The organism is Nocardia jinanensis (assembly GCF_014645735.1).
Classification (GTDB): Bacteria; Actinomycetota; Actinomycetes; order Mycobacteriales; family Mycobacteriaceae; genus Nocardia; species Nocardia jinanensis.
The window spans coordinates 459,940-485,819 of sequence record NZ_BMMH01000002.1 but is presented as its reverse complement, the minus strand read 5'-3'; the positions used below and the strand labels follow the sequence as shown (position 1 = coordinate 485,819).

General features: G+C 68.8%; 22 protein-coding genes. 18 read left to right on the top strand and 4 right to left on the bottom strand.

The features are described from left to right. Window positions 1-27 precede the first annotated feature (27 nt). From IEY68_RS06745 to IEY68_RS06715, 7 genes are all read left to right on the top strand, one after another. Window positions 28-603, top strand: coding sequence for an Rv1476 family membrane protein (locus IEY68_RS06745; RefSeq protein WP_082681565.1), 576 nt, complete (start codon window positions 28-30; stop codon window positions 601-603). 355 nt (window positions 604-958) lie between these two features. Next, entirely contained in the window at window positions 959-2,119 is a 1,161-nt protein-coding gene (gene moxR1 / locus IEY68_RS06740; RefSeq protein ID WP_058856251.1) for a chaperone MoxR1, read from the top strand. 32 nt (window positions 2,120-2,151) lie between these two features. Next, window positions 2,152-3,105, top strand: a complete 954-nt coding sequence (locus IEY68_RS06735) for a DUF58 domain-containing protein (protein WP_058856328.1) — start codon at window positions 2,152-2,154, stop codon at window positions 3,103-3,105. Continuing rightward, entirely contained in the window at window positions 3,102-4,103 is a 1,002-nt protein-coding gene (locus IEY68_RS06730; RefSeq protein WP_058856250.1) for a VWA domain-containing protein, read from the top strand. Before IEY68_RS06735 ends, IEY68_RS06730 begins: the two co-directional genes overlap by 4 nt. A 602-nt stretch (window positions 4,104-4,705) precedes the next feature. Continuing rightward, entirely contained in the window at window positions 4,706-5,422 is a 717-nt protein-coding gene (fabG1, locus tag IEY68_RS06725) for a 3-oxoacyl-ACP reductase FabG1 (RefSeq protein ID WP_058856248.1), read from the top strand. A gap of 114 nt (window positions 5,423-5,536) precedes the next feature. After that, window positions 5,537-6,370, top strand: coding sequence for an NADH-dependent enoyl-ACP reductase InhA (inhA, locus tag IEY68_RS06720; protein ID WP_058856247.1), 834 nt, complete (start codon window positions 5,537-5,539; stop codon window positions 6,368-6,370). 25 nt (window positions 6,371-6,395) lie between these two features. Next, complete coding sequence (locus IEY68_RS06715) at window positions 6,396-7,454, top strand: ferrochelatase (protein WP_189094093.1); 1,059 nt, start codon at window positions 6,396-6,398, stop codon at window positions 7,452-7,454. Between the two features lie 224 nt (window positions 7,455-7,678). Here IEY68_RS06715 and IEY68_RS06710 read toward each other — a convergent pair whose 3' ends face one another. Continuing rightward, entirely contained in the window at window positions 7,679-8,470 is a 792-nt protein-coding gene (locus tag IEY68_RS06710) for a GTP-binding protein (protein ID WP_058856246.1), read from the bottom strand. A gap of 107 nt (window positions 8,471-8,577) precedes the next feature. Between IEY68_RS06710 and IEY68_RS06705 the strand changes: the two genes are divergently transcribed. Both IEY68_RS06705 and IEY68_RS06700 read left to right on the top strand, forming a co-directional pair. Beyond that, entirely contained in the window at window positions 8,578-9,033 is a 456-nt protein-coding gene (locus tag IEY68_RS06705) for a Zn-ribbon domain-containing OB-fold protein (RefSeq protein ID WP_058856245.1), read from the top strand. Continuing rightward, window positions 9,017-10,219: a lipid-transfer protein gene (locus IEY68_RS06700; RefSeq protein ID WP_058856244.1), complete on the top strand. Its 1,203-nt coding sequence runs from the start codon at window positions 9,017-9,019 to the stop codon at window positions 10,217-10,219. Before IEY68_RS06705 ends, IEY68_RS06700 begins: the two co-directional genes overlap by 17 nt. A 352-nt stretch (window positions 10,220-10,571) precedes the next feature. Here IEY68_RS06700 and IEY68_RS06695 read toward each other — a convergent pair whose 3' ends face one another. Both IEY68_RS06695 and IEY68_RS06690 read right to left on the bottom strand, forming a co-directional pair. Continuing rightward, a complete protein-coding gene (locus IEY68_RS06695) occupies window positions 10,572-11,387 on the bottom strand; it encodes an Rv1486c family protein (RefSeq protein WP_058856243.1) in 816 nt (271 codons plus the stop codon). Window positions 11,388-11,451: 64 nt separating this feature from the next. Beyond that, window positions 11,452-12,279, bottom strand: coding sequence for a DUF3097 domain-containing protein (locus IEY68_RS06690; RefSeq protein WP_058856242.1), 828 nt, complete (start codon window positions 12,277-12,279; stop codon window positions 11,452-11,454). Window positions 12,280-12,380: 101 nt separating this feature from the next. Here IEY68_RS06690 and IEY68_RS06685 point away from each other — a divergent pair, with 101 nt between their 5' ends. From IEY68_RS06685 to IEY68_RS06665, 5 genes are all read left to right on the top strand, one after another. Continuing rightward, on the top strand, window positions 12,381-12,812 hold the full coding sequence (locus IEY68_RS06685; RefSeq protein ID WP_058856327.1) for an NfeD family protein: 432 nt from the start codon (window positions 12,381-12,383) through the stop codon (window positions 12,810-12,812). Beyond that, entirely contained in the window at window positions 12,812-14,026 is a 1,215-nt protein-coding gene (locus IEY68_RS06680) for an SPFH domain-containing protein (RefSeq protein WP_058856241.1), read from the top strand. Before IEY68_RS06685 ends, IEY68_RS06680 begins: the two co-directional genes overlap by 1 nt. Window positions 14,027-14,148: 122 nt before the next feature. Then, entirely contained in the window at window positions 14,149-15,432 is a 1,284-nt protein-coding gene (locus IEY68_RS06675) for an ABC transporter substrate-binding protein (protein ID WP_058856240.1), read from the top strand. Beyond that, window positions 15,429-17,231: an ABC transporter permease family protein gene (locus tag IEY68_RS06670; protein ID WP_156426333.1), complete on the top strand. Its 1,803-nt coding sequence runs from the start codon at window positions 15,429-15,431 to the stop codon at window positions 17,229-17,231. Before IEY68_RS06675 ends, IEY68_RS06670 begins: the two co-directional genes overlap by 4 nt. Next, window positions 17,228-18,904 (top strand): tetratricopeptide repeat protein, encoded by a 1,677-nt coding sequence (locus IEY68_RS06665; RefSeq protein ID WP_058856238.1) that lies wholly within the window; start codon window positions 17,228-17,230, stop codon window positions 18,902-18,904. Before IEY68_RS06670 ends, IEY68_RS06665 begins: the two co-directional genes overlap by 4 nt. A 109-nt stretch (window positions 18,905-19,013) precedes the next feature. Here the strand turns inward: IEY68_RS06665 and IEY68_RS06660 are convergent, their stop codons facing one another. Continuing rightward, a complete protein-coding gene (locus tag IEY68_RS06660; RefSeq protein WP_308434954.1) occupies window positions 19,014-19,673 on the bottom strand; it encodes a TVP38/TMEM64 family protein in 660 nt (219 codons plus the stop codon). A gap of 364 nt (window positions 19,674-20,037) precedes the next feature. Here IEY68_RS06660 and IEY68_RS06655 point away from each other — a divergent pair, with 364 nt between their 5' ends. The 4 genes from IEY68_RS06655 to IEY68_RS06640 are packed head-to-tail and all read left to right on the top strand — an operon-like array spanning window position 20,038 to window position 25,879. Then, window positions 20,038-21,912, top strand: coding sequence for a methylmalonyl-CoA mutase family protein (locus IEY68_RS06655; protein WP_082681554.1), 1,875 nt, complete (start codon window positions 20,038-20,040; stop codon window positions 21,910-21,912). Continuing rightward, window positions 21,912-24,197: a methylmalonyl-CoA mutase gene (gene scpA / locus IEY68_RS06650; protein ID WP_058856237.1), complete on the top strand. Its 2,286-nt coding sequence runs from the start codon at window positions 21,912-21,914 to the stop codon at window positions 24,195-24,197. The genes IEY68_RS06655 and scpA overlap by 1 nt, the downstream gene beginning before the upstream one ends. Further along, complete coding sequence (meaB, locus tag IEY68_RS06645; RefSeq protein WP_058856236.1) at window positions 24,194-25,186, top strand: methylmalonyl Co-A mutase-associated GTPase MeaB; 993 nt, start codon at window positions 24,194-24,196, stop codon at window positions 25,184-25,186. Before scpA ends, meaB begins: the two co-directional genes overlap by 4 nt. Before the next feature lie 57 nt (window positions 25,187-25,243). Next, window positions 25,244-25,879, top strand: a complete 636-nt coding sequence (locus IEY68_RS06640) for a TetR/AcrR family transcriptional regulator (RefSeq protein ID WP_058856235.1) — start codon at window positions 25,244-25,246, stop codon at window positions 25,877-25,879. The last annotated feature ends 1 nt before the right edge of the window (window position 25,880 follow it).

Sequence of the window (25,880 nt, the reverse complement as noted above, 5' to 3'; positions counted from 1 at the left end):
ATGCGGCTCGACCAGACCGGATGGAAGATGACCGTCACCCACACCTCGGCCTTCTCCCCGAGGGCCACCAAGCTCCCGGACGGATTCGATTCGGAGACCATGACAGAGGTCCGGAACGATCTTGCCGATAATTCGGTGGCTACTCCTGAAGGGACGGACCAGGAAGACCTGGCCACCATCGTCGATACGGCGCGGGAGCAGGGGATCGAGTTGAGTGTGGTGGTGATCGAAGGCAACCCCGGTCATGATTCCGAGCTGCGTGATCTGGCGACCGAGGTGGCCAAGACCGAACACGGGACGGTCCTGGTGCTGAGCCAGGACTGGGTGGGCACCTACAGCGACAACATCAGCCGGGTCCGCCTCGAACTGGCCGAGGATCATGTGCGGGCCGTGCGTCCGGCTGACTCCGTCGATGTCAAAACGCGGACGTTCGTGGACCGGGTCCAGCACGAGGGTCTGATCGATCCGACCACGGTCACGATCGTGATTCTGCTCGGATTCGTCGCCGCCATTGCCGGCCTGGCCTGGCTCAAGGCGCGCAACGGCGTGAAAGTTCTTCTGCCCGAAGATGATTCGCGTGAAGAGGAGCGGGTGGCCCGCTAGGATCGCCGGATACCGGACTTCCTGGGGGAGCCGCGCGCAGACCGGGTCGAAGCATATCGACTGCTATGAGAAGCCGCATGGCCGCGGCAAGTGGTCCTATACGAGTAGGCCCAGGACCGCTCGGACGGCCCACGGCTGCGAATCGACAGTGTCCGATCACGATCGTGATCGGACACTTTTGTGTGATCGGGGCAGTTCGGCGCACGGACCGCGGCGGAGCTCGACGGCGGCACTCCGGGTTCTGTGCGCATGCGAGCGCGTCGGTTTTGCGCCTATGGTGGAGCCGGTTACGGCATATACGGCCATCACCTGGAATAGTTGTGACAGCACGCACAGGACCAAGGCGAAAGCGGGGATGTTGGTGACTTCGACGGACGGTGTCAGCGGGGCAGATTTGGCGAAGGAACCGCCGGCGCCTGCTTCGAGCGCCCTCGAGCGTGACGTCCAGACCCTGGAAAAGGCGATCTACGAGATCAAGCGGGTCATCGTCGGGCAGGACCGGCTGGTCGAGCGGCTGCTCGTCGGGGTGCTCGCCAGAGGACACGTTCTGCTGGAGGGTGTCCCCGGTATCGCCAAGACGCTCGCGGTCGAGACCTTCGCCAAAGTGGTGGGCGGTTCGTTCTCCCGCGTCCAGTTCACCCCCGACCTGGTGCCGACCGACCTCGTCGGGACGCGCATCTACCGGCAGGGCCGGGAGGAGTTCGATACCGAACTCGGGCCCGTGGTCGCGAACTTCGTCCTCGCCGACGAGATCAACCGCGCCCCGGCCAAGGTGCAGTCGGCGCTGCTCGAGGTGATGGCCGAGCGGCATGTGTCGATCGGCGGTAAGACCTACCCGATGCCCGATCCGTTCCTGGTGATGGCCACCCAGAACCCGATCGAGAGCGAGGGCGTGTACCCGCTGCCGGAAGCGCAGCGCGACCGCTTCCTGTTCAAGGTCGTCGTCGACTATCCCTCGGTGGAGGAAGAGCGCGAGATCATCTACCGGATGGGTGTGACCCCGCCGGAGCCGAGCCGGATCCTGGAACCGACGGAGCTCATCCGACTCCAGAAACTGGCCGCGAACACCTTCGTACACCACGCCCTGGTCGACTACGTGGTCCGGGTCATCTCCGCGACCCGTACCCCGGCGGAATTCGGTATGCACGATGTGGCGAACTGGGTGTCCTACGGTGCCTCGCCGCGTGCCAGCCTCGGTATCATCGCGGCCGCCCGCGCCGTGGCGCTGATCCGCGGCCGCGACTATGTGGTCCCGCAGGACGTCATCGAGGTCATCCCCGATGTGCTGCGGCACCGGCTCGTACTGTCCTACGACGCGCTCGCCGACGAGGTCAGCCCGGAGGACGTGGTCCAGCGGGTCCTGCAGACCGTCGGCCTCCCGCAGGTCGCGCCGCAGGCCGTGGCGCCCGGCGGCGCCCCGCCCGTCGCGGAGAACGGCAATCGCCCGCCCGCGCCGCCGCAGCAGGCTCCGGCGCCTCAGGTACCGCAGACCGCCGGCACGAACCAGCCCCAGTGACCCGGCCGCCGGACCCCCGCGCCCGAGAGACCGTGCCCGACCCCCACGCCCCGCCGTCGTTCCGATCGGGCGAGCTGACCGATCCGCATCTGACGGCTGCCCTGAAAACGCTCGAGCTCACCGTGCGCCGCCGCCTCGACGGCGTCCTGCACGGCGACCACCTCGGCCTCATCCCCGGCCCCGGTTCGGAGCCGGGGGAGGCACGGGCCTATCAGCCCGGCGACGATGTGCGGCAGATGGACTGGTCGGTCACCGCGCGGACCACCCATCCGCACGTCCGGCAGATGATCGCCGACCGCGAACTGGAGACCTGGATGGTGGTGGATCTGTCCGCCAGCCTGGACTTCGGCACCGCAGCCTGCCAGAAACGCGATCTCGCGGTGGCCGCGGCCGCCGCGATCACCCATCTGACGATGGGCGGCGGGAACCGGGTCGGCGCGGTGGTCGCGACCGGTGAGCAGATGCAGCGGATCCCCGCGCGCAGCGGCCGGGTGCACGCGCAGTCGTTGCTGCGCAGTATCGCCACCACGCCGCATCCGCGCGACGGGGTGCGCGGTGATCTGCGCGGCGCTATCGAATCGTTGCGCCGGCCGCAGCGTAAACGTGGCCTCGCGGTCGTCATCAGCGATTTCCTGGGTGATATCGATTGGCAACGGTCGCTACGGGCCATCTCCGCACGCCACGATCTGCTGGCCGTCGAGGTACTCGACCCGCGTGATATCGCCCTGCCCGATATCGGGGATGTGGTGCTGCACGATCCGGAGACCGGTCGGACCCGCGAGTTCAGCGTCACCCCACAGTTGCGCGCCGACTACGCGGCGGCCGCGCAACGGCACCGGGAAGAGGTCGAGCAGACCTTACGCAGCTGCGGCGCCCCGGTGCTGACCCTGCAGACCGACCGGGACTGGATCGCCGATGTGGTCCGGTTCGTCTCCACCCGGCGCCACAGCCTCGGCGCCTCGACCTCCCGGGTGCCACGCCAGTGAGTATTTCGAATTTCACCGCCCCTGTCTGGCTCGGATTCCTTGCTGTCATCCTGCTGCTGGCGCTGGGATATCTGCTGGCTCAGCGCAGTAAACACCGGCATATGCTGCGGTTCAGCAATATGGAGCAGCTCGAGAAGGTCGCACCTCAGCGGCCCAGCTTCTGGCGTCATGTGCCGATCGTGCTGCTGATCCTGGGCATGGTGTTCTCCACGATCGGTGCGGCCGGTCCGACGGCCGAACAGAAGGTGCCGCGTAATCGGGCCACCGTCGTGCTGGTCATGGATGTCTCGCTGTCCATGGAGGCCACCGATGTCTCACCGAGCCGACTGGAGGTCGCGCAACAGGCGGCCAAGGACTTCGCCGAGGGGCTCACACCCGGGATCAACCTGGGCCTCGTGACCTACGCGGGCACCGCCTCGGTGCTCGTCTCGCCCACCACCGATCGTGGATCGGTGAAGGCCGCGATCGACAACATCAAGCTCGCCGAACGAACGGCGACCGGTGAGGGCATCCTCACCGCCTTGCAGTCGATCGAGACACTCGCTTCCGTACTCGGTGGTTCCGAGACGCCACCACCGGCGCGGATCGTGCTCATGTCCGACGGTAAGCAGACGGTTCCGGATTTCGAGGATGTCGACAATCCGCGCCACGAATTCGTGGCGGCTCGGTTGGCGAAGACCAAGAAGATTCCGGTGTCGACCATCTCCTTCGGGACAAAGTGGGGAACTGTCGATATTCCCCGTGACGATGGTGGTACCGACCGGGTGAAGGTCGAGGTCGACGACGAGGCGATGCAGGAGATCGCGAATTTGTCGGGCGGTGATTTCTACAGTGCCGCAACGCTGCAGGAACTGTCCAGGGTGTACGACACCCTGGAGGAGCAGATCGGATACGAGACGACGCGAGGTGACGCGAGCCGGCCCTGGTGGTTACTCGGACTGCTGTCGACTTTTGTCGGGATCGTTGTGGCCCTCGCGCTCCGGCAGCGGCTGCCCTGACGCAAAAAGCCTTGGCCCGTCCCGTTTTCCGCACGTAGTGTTGTGCGGTGGGTGCCGTAGGGGTGGCACCTCTACGGGAGGGGTTCCAATGCGTGGAGCGACGGTCGCCGCTGCGATGGTCTCGGTTCTGTTCGCGCTTTTCTCGATGCCTGCGCCGTCGGCGTCGGCGTCGGTATCGTGCGGCTGGGATGCGTGTTTCTGGAGCGGAGACAATTACACGGGGCAGCTACACGGGGCGGTCCACACCGATTCGGCGGCGAACTATTGCCTCGATGTGGCTCCGGCCAGGTCGGTTGCCAACCGGGTCGGCAGGGAGATCCTGATGAGTTCGAACCCGTGTGGGAGTGGTTCGACACCGCACGAATATCGGTACGTGGGCGACGGTGCGGATGTGCCGTCACTCGGGTTCACCGCACGTTCGATCATGTGGTGTCCCTCCTGCTGACACAGTCTTCGTGAAGCGGTTCGGGCCGGTGTCGTCGAGTACGGCTCCGGCCCGTTCCGGTATGCCCCGCATTGTGCGGGATGTACAAACACACCCGGAAAATATCGGCCGACGTCCCATGTGAGTGGGCCCGGGGTCGCCGGGTAGGTTTGTCCCCATGTCGAACTTCACAGCACGCTCGGTCCTGGTGACCGGCGGTAACCGCGGCATCGGGCTCGCGGTGGCGCAGCGTCTGCACGCCGACGGCCACAAGGTGGCCGTCACCCATCGCGGTTCGGGCGCCCCCGAAGGGCTGCTCGGGGTGAAATGCGATGTCACCGACAGTGATTCGGTGGATCGGGCGTTCGCCGAGGTGGAGGCCCAGCAGGGCCCGGTAGAGGTGCTGGTCGCCAACGCCGGTATCACCGACGACACACTGCTCATGCGGATGACCGAAGAGCAGTTCACCAGCGTGGTCGACGCCAACCTGGCCGGCGCCTTCCGGTGCGCCAAGCGGGCCAATCGTGCGATGCTGCGCGCCCGCTGGGGCCGGATGATCTTCCTCGGCTCGGTTGTCGGGTTCGCCGGCCAGGCCGGGCAGATCAACTACGCGGCCTCGAAGGCCGGTGTAGTAGGCCTGGCGCGTTCCATCACCCGCGAACTCGGCTCCCGGTCGATCACCGCCAATGTCGTCGCGCCCGGTTTCATCGAGACCGATATGACCAAGGACCTCCCCGAGGATCTGCGGGATATGGCGAAGAAGTTCATCCCGCTACAGCGCCTCGGCCGGCCCGAGGATGTGGCGGCGGTGGTCAGCTTCCTCGCCTCGGAGGACTCGGCCTACGTCTCGGGTGCGGTGCTCCCGGTGGACGGCGGTATGGGTATGGGGCACTGACGCCCGTCGTTCGTTCAGTTCAGATCCACCGCCGCGGCGTTTCCGTGCGCGAGGTCGGCACTTCGGCCGGGCGCGGCGATACACGACATCACACTCAGGGAGAACCGAGAACTCATGGGCGGATTGCTCGAAGGCAAGACGATCCTCGTCACCGGCATCATCACCGATGCCTCCATCGCTTTCCATGCGGCGGCGATCGCGCAGAAGGAAGGGGCCAGAGTGATCATCACCGGCCTCACCGAGCGCCTGCGACTGATCGACCGGATCGCCAAGCGGCTGCCCGAGGAGGTGCCGCCGGCCATCGGGCTCGATGTCACCAATGACGAGGACCTGCGCAAACTGCCCGACGAAATCCGCCGCCTGGCCCCCGAAGGTATCGACGGTGTGCTGCATTCGATCGCTTTCGCCCCCAAAACCCTCATGGGTCCGGACGCCCTGCCGTTCCTCGACGGACCCAGCGCGGATGCGGCGAAATCTTTCGAGATCTCGGCCTGGAGTTACGCGGCGCTGGCCCGCGCGGTACTGCCCGTGATGAACGAGCGCGGTTCCATCGTCGGAATGGATTTCGATCCCCGGACCGCCATGCCGTACTACAACTGGATGGGTGTGGCCAAGGCCGCGCTGGAATCGGTGAATCGGTACGTGGCGCGTGAGGTCGGCTACGCGAAGAAGATCCGGTCCAACCTGATCGCCGCGGGCCCGGTCAAAACGCTCGCCGCCAAGGCGATCGCCGGTACCGCCACCGACGACGCGAAACAGCTCAAGCAGCTGGACACCTACTGGGACGGTGCCTCGCCGATCGGCTGGGACGGCGGTGCCGAGGTAGTCGGCAAATCGATCGTCGCGCTGCTGTCGGACTGGCTGCCCGCGACCACCGGTTCGATCATCTACGTCGACGGCGGTGCCAGCCACAACACCTGGTTCCCCGAGAACATGCCGCTGGACTGACGGAATCGATCGAGGAGGAGACACCGTGGCCCGTGCGGCCGACGCACTGCTGCTGCTGTCCTTCGGCGGTCCGGAAGGGCCCGACGATGTGCTGCCGTTCCTGGAGAACGTGACCCGCGGCCGCGGCGTTCCCCCGGAACGGCTCGCCGAGGTCGCGCAACACTATCTGCACTTCGGTGGGGTATCGCCGATCAATGCCCTCAACCGCGACATCATCGCGGCGGTGCAACGGGAACTGTCCGCCGCCGGGACGGAGTTGCCGGTGTACTTCGGCAACCGCAACTGGCATCCGATGGTGGAGGACACCCTGGCCCGGATGACCGCGGACGGGGTCCGTTCGGCACTGGTGTTCCCGACCTCGGCCTGGGGCGGGTACTCCGGTTGCCGCCAGTACGACGAGGATATCGTCCGGGCCCGCGCGGCTGCCGGCTCGGACGCTCCGGAACTGGTGAAACTGCGCCAGTATTTCGATCACCCCCTGCTCGTCGCAGCGTTCGCCGATGCCGTTCGCGCGGCGCGGGACACACTGCCCGCCGCGCATCGGGAGATCGCCCGGCTGGTCTTCACCGCGCATTCGGTGCCGGTGAGCGCCGACGCCGCGGCCGGGCCGCCGGCCGACGGTGGGCGGCTCTACAGCAGGCAGGTCGCCGAGGCGGCCCGATTGTGCGCCGCGGCAACCGGTTTCGGCGAGTACGACGTGGTCTGGCAGTCCCGGTCGGGTCCGCCGCATATCCCGTGGCTGGAGCCCGATATCGTCGACCATCTGGAAGTGCTGGCGGACAAGGGATTCGAGTCCGTGATCGTCTGCCCGGTCGGATTCGTCTCCGATCACCTCGAGGTGATCTGGGATCTGGACAACGAGGCCGCCGAGAAGGCCGCCGAACTCGGTCTGTCCTTCGCCCGCGCCGCGACACCCGGCACCGATCCGCGGTTCGCCGAAATGGTGGTGGAGTTGATCGGTGAGCACCTGGGTGGGGTCACACCGCGCCGTCTCGGTGCGGTGCCCGGGTACGGCTGCACGACCGACGGCGAGCCGTGTGCTGTCGACTGTTGTGCGCCGCCGCGGCGCCCCATCGGTCGGTGAGGCGGCCGGAGCCCGTCGGCGGGTGCCTGGGAACCGGGACGACCTGCGATTTTCGAGTGGGCGGTTGGTGACCGAAGTCGGCTATCGCTTATAGGCCGGTGCCGCCGTCTCCCGGGCCGCTGGACGCCGTGCCATCCCGGGGAAGGGGTTGGTTCGCTGCTGGGCGAGTGCTGCCTCGCCTTCGGCATCCGGGGGCCGAAGTCCCACCTTTCGGCAGCATCCCCTCAGTAGTCGAGAGCGTGTTCCGGTTGGCAGACGAGCATGGGCGACGGCAGATAGCGGACGATGGCGTCCAGGAGGGGAGCGATATCGTCGCCGTACCACGTCGCGTCGCACAGCACCGGCACGGCCTCACCTATGCGGGTGATATTGCGGATATGGTCGTGCAACTGTTCGGGCGGGATCTCCCGCGGTCCGCGGGTGGCATCCGAATCCATGCCGTCCTGCTCCATCGCCGCGGCCGCGAGGTCGCGGTACCACTGCTCGGCGACTTGCCAATGGCTTCCGTAGAATTCGGCGGCCATCGGTTCGAGCACCCACATCGGGACCAGATCGATGACACCTTCGAATCCGGGACCGATGCCGAGGGGGAGGTGCAGTGGCAGCGGCCGCGCGCCGCGCGTATCGGCGACCGCGCGGACGCAGCGGTCGAAATCGGCGGCGGGATGATCGAGTCCGGTCACCAGGCACAGCCGCGCGACCTGATGGTCGTCGGCCACCCGCAGAATCGTCTCGAGTCGCGGGGCGCTCGTCACGGCGGCGTTCAGGACCACGATCACGCCATCGGCCACCCGGAGGGACCGTTCCAGATCCGCGATGGACGCCTGGCTCGACAACTCGGCGACGCGAATCATGTGCTCGACACCGCCCATCGCCCGATGGATCGCGGCGGCCGTACCGGATCCGGTTTCGGTGCGGCCGCGGAGCAGGCGCCGGACGACCCGTGTCGTCTCGGCGGGCTCCCCGACGATCGTGACATTTCGGATCGACTGCGGGTCGACGGCTCTGGTACCCATCGTGGTTCACCGTACCGCCGCCGATACATCGGCGGAGGTGGTTTCCGCTCGAAAAATGGAACGTGTTCCTATCCCGAAATAGAACGTGTTCCTATAGTGTCGGGGCTGTGCAGAAGGAACAACGCCCCGCGGTGCCGGACTGGTTCACCACGGACGACGGCACGCCGCGTCTCGTGGGAAGCCGCTGCGATGTGTGCGGCACACCGTACTTCCCGCGGAACTCACTGGCCTGTCGAAACCCGCAGTGTGCGAGTCCGAAGGACGGCTCGGAACTGTCCGAATACCTGTTCTCCACACGGGGCCGGATCTGGTCGTACGCGGATGCCCGGTACAAACCGCCCCCGCCCTATGTCTCACCCGATCCGTTCGAACCGTATGTCGTCGCGGCGGTGGAGCTCGAGGTCGAGCAGATGGTGATTCTCGGGCAGGTCGTGCGCGGCCTCACGGTGGACGACCTGGCCGTCGGGATGCCGGTAGAGCTCGCTCTCGGTGTGCTGTACACGGACGAGGAAGCCGATCACACGGTGTGGATGTGGAGGCCGGTCGATGACGGACAGGAATGATCGCGATATCGCCGTCCTCGGTGCGGGCATGCACCAGTGGGGCAAATGGGGACGCAATTTCGTCGAATACGGGCTGGTAGCGGCCCGCGCGGCACTGGCGGACGCCGGTGTGGACCACCGCGACGTCGGCTATATCGCCGGCGCGGACACGATCCGCAACGGATACCCCGGTTTCGTGTCCGGGGCGACATTCGCCCAGGCGCTGGGCTGGTCGGGTGCGCGGATCTCGAGCAGTTACGCCGCCTGCGCCTCCGGTGCGCAGGCCATCGCCAACGCCCGCGCCCAGATCCTGGCCGGACTGACCGATGTGGCGCTGGTGATCGGCGCGGACGCCGCCCCCAAAGGTTTCTTCCAGCCGGTCGGCGGTGAACGCCGCGATGATCCGGACTGGTTGCGCTTCCACCTGCTCGGCGCGACCAACCCCATCTATTTCGCGCTCTACGCCCGCCGCCGGATGGCACTGCACGGCGCCACGCTCGACGACTTCGCCGCGGTGAAGGTGAAGAACGCCAAGCACGGACTGAACAATCCGTACGCCCGTTACCGCAAAGAGGTCTCGGCCGAGGAGGTCGCCGCCTCGGCCATCGTCTCGGACCCGCTGCGACTGCTCGATATCTGCGCGACCAGTGACGGCGGCGCGGCACTGGTACTGACATCGGTGGAGTACGCCCGCCGCCACGGCATCAGCGACCCGGTCCGTATCCGGGCACTGTCGACGGTTACACCCACGTTCCCGAAAACCGTCGTCGACCTGCCGGATTTCGCGACGGACTCGGCTGTGGCCGTCGAACCCCCGCCGCACACGTTCCGTTCTTCCCTCGCCCGCGCCGCGTACGAGGAAGCCGGACTCGGGCCCTCGGACCTGTCCTTCGCGGAGGTCTACGACCTCTCCACCGCGCTGGAGTTGGACTGGTACGAGGATATCGGGCTCTGCGATACGGGCGGCGCCGAGGAACTGCTGCGCAGCGGCGCGACGACACTGGGTGGACGCGTGCCGGTGAACCCCAGCGGTGGGCTGGCCTCCTTCGGTGAGGCGATCCCCGCGCAGGCGATCGCCCAGGTCTGCGAGCTCACCTGGCAATTGCGCGGACAAGCCGACGACCGCCAGGTGGAGAACGCCCGCGCGGGTATCGCGGTGAATCAGGGCCTCTTCGGGCACGGCTCGGCGATCATCGCCTCCCGCTGAACCGGCGCTCCCGGTCGCGAGCCCTCCTGGGCGGTCGCGGCCGGGGAGCCGAGCGGGCGAGAGTCTCGCGACCGGAGAAGCCGGATTCGGCGTGGTAGCCGACGAGTGGTCGGCCGGGCCGGAAAAAGTCTCTCGCTGCACCGAACTCGTCGGCCCGCCGCCCGGCGGCTTCCGGCTCGAAGGTTTGCCGCACCGGTGTCGGCGGCCAGACGGAGTGACAGTCGAAGCTCGTGCTCTCCAGCGATTTTCCCGCGTGGCGCGGTTGGTCCACAGCTGCGCGAATTCGATACTCCGGTGGAGTGATTCGGCGAGAACCTGCTACGCGTGCGCCGTGGGCGGCCCAGGATCGGGATCAGCGTGATTGCGGCGCGGCGGTGTGCACCGCGACGAGGCGGGCCGCGCGGATGGCATCCCACAGGGGACGCAGCAAAGTCTCGTGTGCGGTGGCGGCGCTGGCCGAGGTCGGCGCGGAGGCGGGCTCGCGCTGGGCGACCGTGAGGATCGCCGCGACGTGGTCGGCCGAATCGAGGATCCGTTTGGCGCGGAGCGGGACGTATTCGGGGTAGGTGTGCCGGGAGTAGTCGGCGAGCTCGGCCTCGATGAGCTCGCGGGGGTCGGCATCCCCGACGCCGAGGCCGGTGGTGTGCAGGCGCATGAGCGCGTCGGCCGCGTCCCGGACCGCTTCGCGCATCGCGTATTCGGCCTCGCCGAGTGACATATCGGACCCGGCGGTACGGGGCATCGGCACGCTGTAGACGGTCCACTGCAACGTGTTCTCGTCCTCCTGGTAGGGGATGAGCCCGGTACCTTCGGCACCCGGGACCCCCAGCAGCATTCCCTCACCGGATTCCACCGCATCGGCGGCGAAGGCGGTGCCGGTCGGCAGGCCGCGGACATCCCCCGGGACCGGAAGCACCAGGCGCAGTTCGGCGCCGGGAACGGCCAATTCCTCGCGAATCAGCTTGAGCAGCGCCATGACTCCGGTGCTGCCCGGATTCCCGTGCGCCGACCACGGTAGATCGGTACGGCCGCCGGTGACCGGATCCCCGGCCGCCAGCGTATGCCGGGCCGCCCAGGCGTGCAGCGCCTCGAGCACGTCATCGGGCGCGCTGCGACCCGCGAGCCACGATCCGGCCCACAGTGTGAGGGTGGCACTGGGAGAGCACATAATCATCGAGCATAAAGGGTGTCGGCACCCCGCGGGCAGCCTCGGCGCAGGCTGTATCCGGCGGTTAGAATGGTCCGCCCGGTTCGGTCACGAAGTCGATCAGACGTTCCACCGCGCCGAGGAGCGGGGCTTCCAGATCGCGGAACGAGTTCACCGCCGAATACACCCGGCGCCACCCCTCCTGCGGCGTGCCCCAGCCGAGCCGCCGGCACACCCCGGTCTTCCAATCCTCCCCACGCGGCACCCGCGGCCATTCCGGAATTCCGAGGACCGCCGGTTTCACCGCCTGCCAGACGTCGATGTACGGGTGCCCGGTGACCAGAACGTATTCGCCGAGCCCGGTGGTGAGCTGAGTTTCTTTGGAGCCGGTGACCAGATGATCGACCAGTACGCCGACCTTCTTCCCGGGACCGGGGCCGAAATCGGTGAGCCGGGCGGCGAGGTTGTCGAGACCCTCCAGATGTTCGACGACCACCCCCTCCACACGCAGGTCGTGGCCCCAGACCCGTTCCACCAGTGCCGCGTCGTGTACACCCTCGACCCAGATCCGGCTGGGCGCGGCGACTTTCGCGCGCAGCCCCTCGACGCGGGTGGACCCCGATGCGGAACGGGTGGGGCGCGCGGCCGCCGGTGTCCGTGGCCGCACCAGGGTGACCGGTTCGCCGTCGATCAGGAACGCCGCTTCCCGCAGGGCGAACAGGCGTACCGCGCCACGCGCGTCCTCGAGTTTCACGAAATCACCGTCGTAGCTCCGGTCGAATCCGACCACGGCCCCGCAGAACCCACTGGCGGCATCCTCGACAACGAGGTCCGGATCGGCGTCGACCCGCGGGACGGTGCGCCGGGCGGTGTGCGGGTGGCCGGAGAAGATATCGCCGTATCGATCGCTCACCGGGCCGAACGTAGCGCACGCGACGCTCCCGGCGCTCCTCCGGTGCCGGGGTGTCGCCCGTCCGCCCCCAGGATGCGCGGTATCGCACTAAGGTGGGCTACGTGGCCGCAATAGTCTGGCTGGTCGCCGGGATACTGCTGGCGGCGGCCGAGATGTTCGTCGGTGAACTGACTCTGCTGATGCTCGGTTCCGCCGCGCTCCTCACCGCGGGGGTGAGTTTCCTCGCCGGCACCACGCCCGTCGTGGACGCGGTGGTGTTCGCGGTGTCGGCAGTGGTGCTGCTGCTGGGCGTACGCCCGGTTCTGTTGCGCCGCTTCGGGACCCCGCCGCCCACCCTGACCAACGCGGACGCGCTCCCCGGTAAGACGGCGCGGGTGCTCGAACCGGTGGGCGAACACGGCGGCCTGGTGAAACTGGGCGGTGAGGTGTGGACCGCGCGTGCCCTGGACCCGGGTGAGGAGTACCCGGAGGGCGCGACCGTGTACGTGATGAAGATCGACGGCGCGACCGCCGTCGTCTGGAGAGGGCCGTAATGGCTGCACTGATAGTCGTCCTGGCACTGGTACTGCTGGCGGCGGTGGTGGTGTTCAAATCGATCGCGCTGATCCCGCAGGCCGAGGCGGCGGTGATCGAACGACTGGGCCGGTACTCCCGCACGGCATCGGGACAGCTGGCCTTCCTGGTCCCGTTCGTCGACCGGATCCGTGCCAAGGTCGATCTGCGTGAACGAGTGGTCTCCTTCCCGCCCCAGCCGGTGATCACTCAGGACAATCTGACCCTGCAGATCGACTCGGTAGTGTATTTCCAGGTCATGCAGCCGCAGTCCGCGGTCTACGAGATCTCCAACTACATCGCCGCCGTGGAACAGCTCACCGTCACCACCCTGCGCAATGTGGTGGGCGGGATGACTCTCGAGGAGACGCTGACCTCCCGCGACCAGATCAACAACCAGCTGCGCGGGGTGCTCGACGAAGCCACCGGACGATGGGGTCTGCGGGTGGCCCGGGTCGAGCTCAAATCCATCGATCCGCCGCCGTCGATCCAGGAGTCGATGGAGAAGCAGATGAAGGCGGACCGGGAGAAGCGCGCCATGATCCTCACCGCCGAGGGCACCCGGGAATCGCAGATCAAGACCGCCGAGGGTGCCAAACAGGCGCAGATCCTGTCGGCGGAGGGCGCGAAACAATCGGCGATCCTGTCGGCCGAGGGCGAGCGCCAGAGCCGGATCCTGCGCGCCCAGGGCGAGCGGGCCGCTTCGTATCTGCAGGCCCAGGGGCAGGCCAAGGCCATCGAGAAGGTCTTCGCGGCGATCAAGTCCGGTAAACCGACGCCCGAACTGCTGGCCTACCAGTACATGCAGACCCTGCCCTTGGTGGCGCGCGGCGACTCGAACAAGGTATGGCTGGTGCCCAGCGATTTCGGCAAGGCGCTGGAGGGGTTCGCGAAGAATTTCGCGACCCAGGGCGAGGACGGGGTGTTCCGGTACGAGCCGCCCACCGGCGAGGAGGTCCCCGGGAAACCGGAAGACGATTCCGACGAGGTGGCCGACTGGTTCGATACGAGCACCGACCCGGCGGTGGAACGGGCGGTACGAGCCGCGGAATCGGTCGCCCGTACCCCGGTGGACACCGCCGCACCGGTGACGACCAGCAAACCCGGTCGTCCCGCTACACCACCGGCCCTGCCGCCGCAGCAGCCCGGCGAACCGCCGCAGCAGTACCAGCCCCGGCAGCATCCGGGGCAGTAGCTACCGGTCGGCCGCCGCCGCATCGCGACGGCGGCCACCGTCGGCTTCGCCGAACCGTGCGCATCCGTCCGCCACCTGGGTCATAATCGGAACCCACTGCCGGGCAAGCGTATCGGGGGATCGTGAGGACACGTCGTGCCGTACTCCGGACGGCTGCGTTCGCCCCGCTGCTCGCGGCCTGCTCACCCGATGTACTACTCGGTGATCGCGATGTGGTGCGCATCGCTGTCGCCTGGAGCGGTCTCGAGCTGACCGCCTTCCGGTCGGTGCTCGATGCCGCGGCGCTGCCGGATCCGGTCGAGGTGGTGCCGCTGGGCGACGAGATCGGGACCGCGCTCACCGCGCTGGGGCGATCGGCCCCCGATATCGTCATGCTCCCGCAGGCCGGACAACTGCGGGACCTGGTCGCGGCCGGACGGCTGCGGGAGGTGCCCGGCGAGCTCTGGTACGGCCCGGACGGGCCGCGGTACGCCGACCAGTGGCGGGAACTGTGCCACCACCGCGGCCGCCCGTACGGCGTGCCCTTCAAAGCCAGCGGTAAATCCCTGATCTGGTACGACCGGGACGCGTTCGCCGGATCCGGGCTGGGCGACCCGACGGCCTGGACGGTGGACGATTGGCTCGCCGGTGTCGGTGAGGCCGCGGGCTCGGACCGGCGGCTGCTCGCCCTCGGCGCCGCCGACGGCTGGGTACTGACCGATCTGTTCGAAAATCTTCTGCTGGCCGAATCACCGGCGGTGTACCGCGCGCTGGGGGCCGGGCCCCGCGACTGGGATGTCGCGGCAGTCCGCGAAACCTTCCGGCGGCTGGGCGGTTTGTGGGGTATCCGCGACGGGCTGCCAGGTGGGGTAGGGACGGCATTGACCAGACAGTTCGCGGATTCGGTCCGCGATGTTTTCGATCATCGGCGGGCGCTGGCGGTCGCGGCGCCGGATTTCGCCGAGCCCGTGGTGCGCGATGCGCTGCGGCGATCGGGCCGGTCCGAGGACGCCGCGGCGGTGGTGCCGTTCCCGGGTACGGGGCCCGGTGCGGCGGGCCCACGGATCGTGGGCGGCGATGTCATGGTGCTGACCCGGGCGGCGGGTTCGCGGGCCGAGGCGGTGGTCGCCGGGCTGGCGGCCGAGCGGGTGCCGGTGCCGTGGATCGAAGAGGTCGGCGGGTTCCTCGGCCCCAATCTCGGCACCCGGGCCCGATATTCGCGGTGGGCGGCGCCGACGGCCGGGGCACTGGCGGACTGGCCGGATTTCGACCTGTCCGACCGGCTCGGCGCGGTCGGTGGCCGTGACGGCCTGTGGCGGGTGCTCACCGAATTCCTGATCACCGTGGGTGACAGGGGCGGTGATGTCGCCGCTGCGACCGGGACCGCCGTCACGACCCTGAGCCGCTTCGAAAGAGGATGGAGATGACCACGGCGCCACCGGAATTCGAAGCACATGGGCTGCGCGTGGAGTTGCCCGTCGGGCCGATGCGCGGGCCGCTGGTGTCAGGCCGGCCGCCGCAGCGGGGCATCACGCTGGTGGCGTGCCTGCCCGCGGTGCTGTTGCTGACCCTGCTGCTGGTGCCCGCCGCCGGTACCGTCGTCCTCGCCGTACGGACCCGGTTGTGGCCTGTGGTGGGGTGCGTGGTGGCGGCTGTGGCGTTCGTGGCCGCGCTGGAGGTGGCCCGTCGCGGCGCGCACCGGAGTCTGTGGGCCGTTCCGGCGGCGGTCGGGACGGTCGCCCTCGCCGCGCTGTACTGGTCGGACGAATCGTATGCACGCAGCCTGTACTGGATGGCGTTCGCGGCGGCGCTACTGGTCGCGGCGATGCTGCTGGCCTGGTGGACCCGGTACAGCCGGGGGTTGTGGCTACCGCTGATCGTGCCGTTCGGTATCTCGGCGATCGTGTCGGGAGTCGCGTTCCGCCTGATCTTCCAGTACTCGGGCGCCCGGCTGGGCTTCGACGGTTTTCCGGGGTACCGGGCCTGGTTCGTGGTGATGCTCGGCTCGGCGTTCCTGTGGACCTGGCTCGGGTTTCTGATCGGTGTGTTCCGGGCCGGTATCCGGGCGCTGGAACGCGATCCGGTGCGGTGGACTCTGCTCCGGGAGAAGCCCGGTATCACGCTGGTGTGGCGGCTGTTCACTTTGCAGCGGCCGATTGTCCTGGTGGCCGGGCTCGTGGTGGGGGTGGCCGCGGCCCGGGTCTTCGACGTGGTGCTCATCGGAGTGCCGGGGTCGGTCCAGTATCAGGTGGACAGCGCCACCGTCTCGTGGTGGCGGCTGGCCACCGACCCGGCGACCGCGGGCGATGCCGCCGCGTACGCGCTTCCGCTGGCCGCCCTGCTCGGGGTGGTGGCATGGGCGCTGCAAACCGATATCCAGGACCGCCGCACCGGTTTCCCACCCGCCGAACATCCCGGCCCCGGGGCCGGCGCGCCCGCCGGCGGTTCTATCGCCGGATGGGCCCGGGGTGTGGTGATCGGCGCGGTCTCGGTGGCCGCGGTGATCCCGCTGGTGGTGCTCGCGGTGGTGGCCCTGCGCGGACCGGACGGCTGGTCGGCGGCGGCGTTCACCGATGTCTGGCGCGACCGGTGGCTGCTGCATTCGGTCGAGGCCACGTTCTGGGTGGCGGTACTGGCCACGATCATCGTGGTGGCGACCGCCGCGCCGCTGGCCTACCGGCTCGCGGTCGCTCCCGCCGGATGGGTGACGCGCACGATCGTTACCGCCCTGGTGGTGCTCGCGGTGCTGCCGGTCCAGGCCTATCTCGGTCCGCTGGACATCTTCATCGACGATCACGGTCTGTCGGGCACCCGGGTGCCCCTGGTTCTCGTGCACGCCGCCGCCGGACTGCCGATCGCGGTGCTCATCCTGCGGGGCGCGGTGGCCGCACCACCCGGTAGCCCGGCCGCCGACGCGCTGCGCGGCCTGGCCGCTCCGGGCACCATCAGCCGCCGGTTGCTCGGCTCGGCGGGGCCTGCGCTGGTCGCGGTGGCGGTGCTCGAATTCGTCCAGGTGTGGAACGATTTCATCGTCGGGCTGCTGATCAGCGGGGCCGGTGCGTCGCCGTGGTCGCTGCTGCTGTGGGGTGAGGCCCGGCAGTTCGGCGAGAACGCCGCGCAGCTGGCCGCCGGGGCGCTCATCGCGGCCCTGCTACCGGTGGCGCTGGTCCTGGCGACCTGGCGGCGCTGGATCGTGCCCGGACTGACCGGCGGGGTGCTGCGATGAGGGAACCCCTGCCGCGGGCCCCGGTCGTCCCGGGGGTGCTGAGCGGACTGTCGGTGCTCGCATCGGCCCTGCTGCTGGAGCTGGGCCGCAATCTGGTGATGAACTCCTTCGGCGACAGCGCGGAGGTGCAACTGCTGGCCTCCGGCTTGCGCTGGCTGGCGGTGCTGATCGTGGTGCTGGCCCTGCTCTACACCGGGTACCGGATGACCGCCGAACGGCGGGACCGGCGCCGGCTGCTGCGGCGCCGGACCCTGCTGGCCGACCTGGACGGACCGCCACTGACCGGGCCGTCGACGCCGCGTCCGCTCCCGGACCCACCGGAACGCGACCCCGACCTCGGTGATCATCCGGTCGCGGCCGTGCTGCGCGAACTGCCGGTCACCGAATACGACGCGGCGACCGTGCGCGCGGTACTGACCGCGGTCGGAATGGAACTGGCGCTGCTTCCGGAAACCGGCGACCCACCGACCGGTGACCAGCAGATCGTGCTGGGCGAGCGCTGGACCGCGACCGGACTGCTCGCGCGGTTGGTCTCGGCGGGTGTGCTGGACTGCCACGAACCCCAGCGCTACCGGCTCGCGAGGTTTCCGGACTCGCCGGACCGCGCCACGGTGATCGGTGGGCCGGTATGGCAGGCGGCCCTGTTCGCACTGCTGTGTCACACCGCGGACCGGGCGACCAGTTGGGCCATCGGATCCGGCACGGTGCCCTTCGGGCCGCGGGCCCGCCGCTGGTTCGCTGTGGAGGAGCGGCGGTTGCGGGCGCTGATCCACCAGTGCTGCGGTGGTGATATCGCCGCGGCGGTGCCACCGGCCACGGCCGCTCAGCTGGTCCGAATCGGTGACGCCCTCGATATCTGGTACTCCGTCGGCCCCGGCGACGGCGCCGAAACTCATACGGTGGCACTGGAGCTGGTGGAGCTGGGTCCCACGGTGCTCGGCGGTCACCATCGGGCGACAGCGCTGCGCGCCGGGGAAGCCCTCGGGCAGGAGGGACGGCGGTGGCGCCCGTGGTCGCGGCGGGCCACCGGCGTCGGTGCCCGAGTGGAGCATGCCGCCGGGCTGGCGCTGCTCCGTGCGGCGACTACCCCGGAGCAGCTGGCCGACGCGGTGGACCGATTGCGAACGGCCTGGTGGCGGCTACCGCGCGAAGATCTGGCGAACCAGGTCCGGGTGCTGACCGATCTCGCTGTGGCGCATATCCATCAGGGCAGGCTGGACGCTGCCCAGGACCGGCTGGAGCTGGCGGCGCTGCGCGCGCTCGACGACGAGGACGCCGACGGATGGGCCCGGGTGCACGAGATCGCCGGTGCGGTGGCTTGGGCACGCGGCGAACCGCGGGGTGCGCTGCGCTGCTGGCAGCGTGCCCTGACCACCTACCGGGATCTGGCCGACGACAACGGTATCGGGCGGTGCCTGCAGCATCTCGGCGCCGCGGTACTGGTCGCGCCGGAGCACGGCGATCTGGTGCTCGAGGAGGATGCCGCACCCGGTATCGGCGAGGTGTTGCGTTGCGCGCACAGCTGGCTGGCCGAGGCGGGCCGGCGGAATCCGGATGCCGCTCATGTGGGTTTCTACGCCGACCGGGCGGCGCTGATCCGCGAGGTGGCCGAACCACCCGAATTCGCGCGCTGGCCTCTGGAGGTGCGTGATACGGACGAGCAGCTCCTGTGAGCCGGGCGATCAGCTCTGATGAAGCGGGCGATCAGCCCTGATCGGTCCCCGGGGTGGACAGCCCCTCCGATGAGTCTCATCGGCGTGGTGGCGCCTACCGGGTACAGGTTCAGTCGAGGGCGGCGACCGGCGCCTCGACGGCCGGTTTCCAGCGTTGGTCGACCGCCAGCCCCAGCAGTCCGGCGGCGATACAACCGATCGAGACCGCCACCATGACCGGATGGGTGCCTCCGGTCAGCGCGTCGGCCAGGATGACGGTGGCGGCGGTACCGGGCAGAATCCCGATCACGGTCGCGCCCAGGTAGGGCCAGAAGCGGATCGACGACAGGGCGCAGCAGTAGTTCACTACCGAGAACGGTGCGAAGGCGATCAACCGCAGTGCGCCGACGGCCAGCCAGCCGCGCCGGTGCAGGCGCTCGTCCACGAGGCGCACGGTGGGATGGTCCAGATAGATACTGACCCGATCCCGCCCGTAGGCGCGGACGAGCAGGAAAGCGGTGGCCGCGCTGAGTACGGACGCGCCGACGGCCACGGTGAGCCCGACGGCGGGGCCGAACAGCAGACCCGAAGCCACAGTGAACACCGTGCGAGGTACGGGAGCGACGGTGAGCACGGTGTGTGCGAGGAAGAACAACAGCGGGAAGTAGGGACCGGCCTCGCCGGCCCACTGCTGGATCTGCGCCGGGCTCGGTAGCGGGGTCAGCAATGCGGCCGCGCAGACGAGCGCGGCGCCGCACAGGAGGAGGACCAGCCGCCGGTCACGGAGCATACGGGGCACCGGCCGAGGTTACCGGTTGTCCGGGAGTGGCGTCCGCGGGCGGGCCGGGTGCACCTCGGCTGTCCGCGACGCGGTGAACACCTGGATCCCGACCACGGGCGGCGCTGTCTTCGGGTCGAGCCCTCGCGGCCCGGGGTGACGGCGGCTCGGTGAACAGGGACTGCGGTGTTCGCGGATGCGAGGTTACTGGCTGGTAGTGGTGGCCACGGACGATGCCGTACGGGCATCCCGCTAGCATCGGAGGGGCGGGCTGAATGCTCGTTAACCTAAGTATTCGCTGAGCTGGGCGGATGCCAAGGTACCCGCGCACACCTGTGGTGCGCTTGTACTGGAACGAAAAATGAGGGAACAGGGTATGCCGATTGCTGCAGAGCCCGCGGCCGGAGCTGATCCGACCTCGTCCGCGGTGCCCGAATATCCCGCCTGGCGCAAAGGTGTGGCGGGAGTGCTGGCCAAGGCCCGCAAGGTCGACGCGGCCGGACTCGGTGCGGAACCCGAAAAGCTACTGAACCAGTCCACCTACGACGGACTGAGTATCGCACCGCTGTACACCCGCCGAGACGAACTGCCCGAGCAGCCGCTGCCCGGTGCCTACCCGTTCGTCCGAGGTGGTGACGCCACCCGCGATGTCCACCGCGGCTGGTTCGTCAGTGCCCGCATCGGCGCCGCCGATGCCGCGACCGCCAACCGGCAGATCACCGGCGGCCTGGAGAACGGCCTGAGCGCCGTCGAACTCGGTGTGGGGACCCACGGCGTACCGGTGGACGGGATCGCCGCCGCGCTCGACGGTCTGCTGTTCGAGCTGGCGCCGCTGACCCTGCGCGCCGGGCCGGACGCCGCAGCGGCGGCCGCCGCCGTATACGAGGTGATCGACCGGTATTCGGCGCCCGATCGTGCCGCCATCCGGGTCGCTCTCGGCGCGGCACCCCTCACCAGCGCCTTCGCCGGCGCCGATGATCTAGGTCTCGCCGAGACCACGGCCCTGGCCGTCGCGGCCGCGCAGCGGCCGGAGACGGTGCGGGCGATCACCGTGGACGGCACCGTCTTCCACGCCGCCGGCGCCTCCGACGCCCAGGAACTGGGCGCGGCCGTCGCCGCCGGACTCGAATACCTGCGCGTGCTGTCCGGGGAGGTGCCGGTTCCCGAAGCACTGCGGCAGCTGGAGTTCCGGTTCGCCGCCACCGACGACCAGTTCGCCACGCTCGCCAAGTTCCGGTCCGCCCGGCGCCTGTGGGCGCGGGTCGCCCACGCGCTGGGCGCGCCGGCGGAGGGCGCGGCCCCGCAACACGCGGTGACCTCGGCGGCCATGATGAGCCGGCGTGACCCCTGGGTGAACCTGCTGCGTACCACCCTGGCCGCCTTCGGCGCCGGCGTCGGCGGCGCCGACACCGTCACCGTGCTGCCGTTCGATTCCGCCCTGCCCGCCGGTGAACTCGGCGTCTCGGCGTCGTTCTCGGAACGGATGGCCCGCAACACCCAGCTGCTGTTGCTCGAGGAGTCCCACCTCGGGCATGTGCAGGACCCCGGCGCGGGTTCCTGGTACGTCGAGCAGTACACCGACGACCTCGCCGCCGCCGCATGGGAATTCATGCAGGAGATCGAGGCCGCCGGTGGGTACCGGTCGGCGCTGGACTCCGGTCTGCTGGCCACCCGGATCGGTGCGACGAATCACCGGCGGGAGAGCGATATCGCCCATCGCCGGACCGCGGTCACCGGGGTGAACGAATTCCCGAATCTCGCCGAGTCGCCGCTGTCGGAGGCCGCCCGTACGGCGGGGCCCGGACAGCGGTACGGGGCCCCGTTCGAGGTGCTGCGGGACCGCTCGGATGCCTACCTGGCGGCCCACGGCGCTCGCCCGCAGGCACTGCTGGTGCCGCTCGGCACGGTCGCCGAGCACAATGTGCGGGTCACCTTCATCGCCAACCTGCTGGCCTCGGGCGGGATCGAAACCATCAATCCGGGTCCGCTCGCCGAGGGTGATATCGCCGCGGCGGCAAAGGAATCCGGAGCGTCGATCGCGGTGCTCTGCGGTACCGACGCCCGCTACGGAACCGACGCGGCCGGGGCGGTGGAACAACTGCGGGGTGCCGGAGTCGGGACCGTGCTGCTGGCCGGACCGGAGAAGGTCTTGACCGGTATCGAGGAGGCCCGGCGTCCGGACGGGTTCCTGGCGGCCCGGATCGACGCGGTCGCCGCCCTGACCGCCCTGCTGGAGAAGGTAGGAGCCTGATGACGACACAGCGAATCGAGCAGGTGGTCGGCAGTTTCGCCGAGGTGCCGCTCACCGAGCCGGGTTTCACCCCCGGCAAGGCCGACGACAGCGCACGGGACGCGTACGTGCGGCAGGCGGCCGCCGCCAACAACTACGCCCCCGAACAGCTGGTGTGGTCGACGCCGGAGGGGATCGACGTTCCGCCGGTGTTCACCAAGGCCGATCGTGACACCGTCGCCGACGCGGGTTTCCCGCTCGACAGCGTCCCCGGTGTCGCGCCGTTCGTGCGCGGCCCGTACCCGACGATGTATGTGAACCAGCCGTGGACCATCCGTCAGTACGCGGGTTTCTCCACGGCCGCGGATTCCAATGCCTTCTATCGGCGCAATCTGCAGGCCGGGCAGAAGGGTCTGTCGGTGGCGTTCGACCTCGCGACCCACCGCGGCTACGACTCCGACCATCCCCGGGTACAGGGCGATGTCGGTATGGCCGGTGTCGCCATCGACTCCATCCTGGACATGCGCCAGCTGTTCGACCAGATCCCGCTCGATCAGGTCAGCGTATCGATGACCATGAACGGCGCGGTCCTGCCGATCCTGGCGCTGTACGTGGTGGCCGCCGAAGAGCAGGGCGTGGCACCCGAACAGCTGGCCGGAACCATTCAGAACGATATTCTGAAGGAGTTCATGGTCCGCAACACCTACATCTATCCGCCGAAGCCCTCGATGCGGATCATCTCCGATATCTTCGCCTACACCAGCGCGAAGATGCCGAAGTTCAACTCCATCTCGATCTCCGGCTACCACATCCAGGAAGCCGGTGCGACCGCCGATCTCGAACTGGCCTACACCCTCGCCGACGGCGTGGAGTACCTGCGGGCCGGGATCGACGCCGGGATGGAGATCGACAAGTTCGCGCCGCGGCTGTCGTTCTTCTGGGCCATCGGGATGAACTTCTTCATGGAGGTCGCGAAACTCCGCGCGGGCCGGCTGCTGTGGAGTGAACTGGTCGCGAAGTTCGATCCGAAGAACCCGAAATCGCTATCGCTGCGGACCCATTCGCAGACCTCGGGCTGGTCGCTGACCGCGCAGGACGCCTACAACAATGTGGCCCGCACCTGCATCGAGGCGATGGCGGCGACCCAGGGGCATACCCAGTCGCTGCACACCAACGCTCTCGACGAGGCGCTCGCGCTGCCCACCGATTTCTCGGCCCGGATCGCGCGCAACACCCAGCTGCTGATCCAGCAGGAGTCCAACACCACGCGGCCGATCGACCCGTGGGGCGGTTCCTACTACGTCGAATGGCTCACCCATCAGCTCGCCGAACGGGCCCGGGCCCATATCGCCGAGGTCGAGGCGCACGGCGGCATGGCGCAGGCGATCGGCGAGGGTATTCCCAAGCTGCGGATCGAGGAGGCCGCGGCTCGGACCCAGGCGCGTATCGATACCGGCCAGCAGCCGGTGATCGGTGTCAACAAGTACCAGGTCGCCGAGGACCACGAGGTCGAGGTCCTCAAGGTCGAGAATTCCCGGGTGCGCGCCGAGCAGATCGAGAAGCTGCAACAGCTGCGGGCCGACCGTGACCAGGACGCTGTGGAGCGGGCGCTGGGCGAACTCAGCCGGGCCGCCGACTCGTCCGAGGGCGGGATGGAGAACAACCTGCTGTCCCTGGCGATCGACGCCGCCCGCGCCAAGGCCACGGTCGGTGAGATCTCGGACGCGCTGGAGAAGGTCTACGGCCGGCATCAGGCCGAGATCCGTACCCTGTCCGGTGTGTATCGTGACGAGGCCGGCAAGGTCACCAACATCACCACCGCCGGGGATCTGGTGGAGGAGTTCGCCGAGGCCGAAGGCCGGCGTCCCCGGATCCTGGTCGCGAAGATGGGGCAGGACGGTCACGACCGCGGCCAGAAGGTGATCGCCACGGCCTTCGCCGATCTCGGATTCGACGTGGATGTGGGCCCGCTGTTCCAGACCCCCGAAGAGGTGGCCCGCCAGGCGGCGGACAACGACGTACATGTTGTCGGTGTGTCCTCACTGGCCGCCGGTCATCTCACGCTGGTGCCCGCCCTGCGGCAGGCGCTGGCCGATGTCGGCCGGCCCGACATCATGGTCATCGTCGGCGGGGTCATCCCGCCCGGTGATTTCGACGAGCTGTACGAGGCGGGTGCGGCGGCGATCTTCCCGCCGGGCACCGTGATCGCCGACGCGGCGATCGATCTGCTGCGCAAGCTCGGTGCCGCGCTCGGGCACGAACTCGGTTCCGGTGATACCGAATCCGAGGTCGAAGCCCAGGGATGAGCACACGTGTAGTCGACGTGGAAGTCCTCGCGCAGGCGGTCCGCTCCGGTGAGCGGGCCGCCCTCGCGCGGGCGATCACCCTGGTGGAATCCACCCGGTCCGACCATCGGGACCAGGCCCAGCAGCTACTGCTGAGACTGACTCCGGAAACCGGTGCGGCACTGTCGAACCGGGTGGGGATCACCGGGGTGCCCGGGGTGGGGAAGTCGACCTTCATCGACGGCCTGGGCATGCAGCTGATCGGCCAGGGGCACCGGGTCGCCGTGCTCGCGGTCGATCCGTCCTCGACCCGGACCGGTGGTTCGATCCTCGGTGACAAGACCCGGATGGCGCGGCTGTCGGTGGAGGAGAACGCTTTCATCCGCCCCTCGCCGACGGCGGGCACCCTCGGCGGGGTGGCGAAGGCGACCCGCGAGACAATCGTGCTGCTCGAAGCGGCCGGCTACGACGTGATCCTGGTGGAGACCGTCGGCGTGGGGCAGTCCGAGGTGACCGTGGCGAACATGGTCGACGTGTTCTGTTTCCTCACCCTGGCCCGCACCGGCGACCAGTTGCAGGGCATCAAGAAGGGTGTGCTGGAACTGGCCGATCTGGTCGCGGTGAACAAGGCCGACGGCAAACACGAGATCGAGGCGAAATCGGCGGCCCGGGAACTGTCCGGCGCGCTGCGGCTGATCCATCCGCACGATGCGCTGTGGCGCCCGCCGGTGCTGACCATGAGCGGTCTGGAGGGTATCGGTCTGGAGAAGTTCTGGCAGACCGTACTGGACCACCGCCGCGTGCTCACCGACGCCGGGGAGTTCGCCGAGAAGCGGCGCCGACAGCAGGTCGATTGGACCTGGACCATGGTGCACGATCAGCTGCTGCGCCGCCTCGCCGATAATCCGAAGGTGAAGGCGCTGCGCGGTGAAGTGGAGCGTGCGGTTCGGGACGGAACGCTGACCGCGGCCCTGGCCGCCGAGAAACTACTGGACGCCTTCGACAGTTGAGAAAGTTTCCGCCGAGGAAATTTTTCCTTTTTGGAAATTATCTGTACCGTGGTTCGTATGAACGATGACGAACCCGGGTTGCGGGAACGTAAGAAACGCGAGACCCGCCTCGCGCTGAGTCTCGCGACCATCCGGCTGTCGATCGAGAAGGGCTGGGACGCGGTCACCGTCGAGGACATCGCGGCGGCGGTCGGTGTCTCCGACCGCACTTTCCGCAACTACTTCGGCGGTAAAGCCGAAGCGGTGGCCTCACGGCATCTCGACCGGATGTACGAGATCGGCCGGCTGCTGAGTACCCGCCCGGCGGATGAGCCGCTCTGGGCGGCGATCACCACTGCTGTCCTGCACGGTTTCGAGCTGGGCGAAGGGGACTCACAGGTGAACTGGCCGGGTGATACCCGCTGGGCCGAGGGAGTCGGGGAGATCCTGTCCCAGCCCGCGGTGCGCGGTGCCGTACTGGAGGCCGACGCGCTCGCGCAGCGGGAACTGGCCGCGGCGGTGGCGGCGCGGATCGGCACCGACCCCGAGCGGGATATCTATCCGAAACTGGTGGCCGCGGTAGTGGGATCGGCCTGTGCGGTGGCCACCGAACACTCCCGCAGCGCCCACCCGCCCGAACCGCTCGCGGCCGCACTCCGCGCCGCCCTGAACCAGGTGGCCGCCGGGCTGCCCGTACCGAATGCCGGGAGTTGAG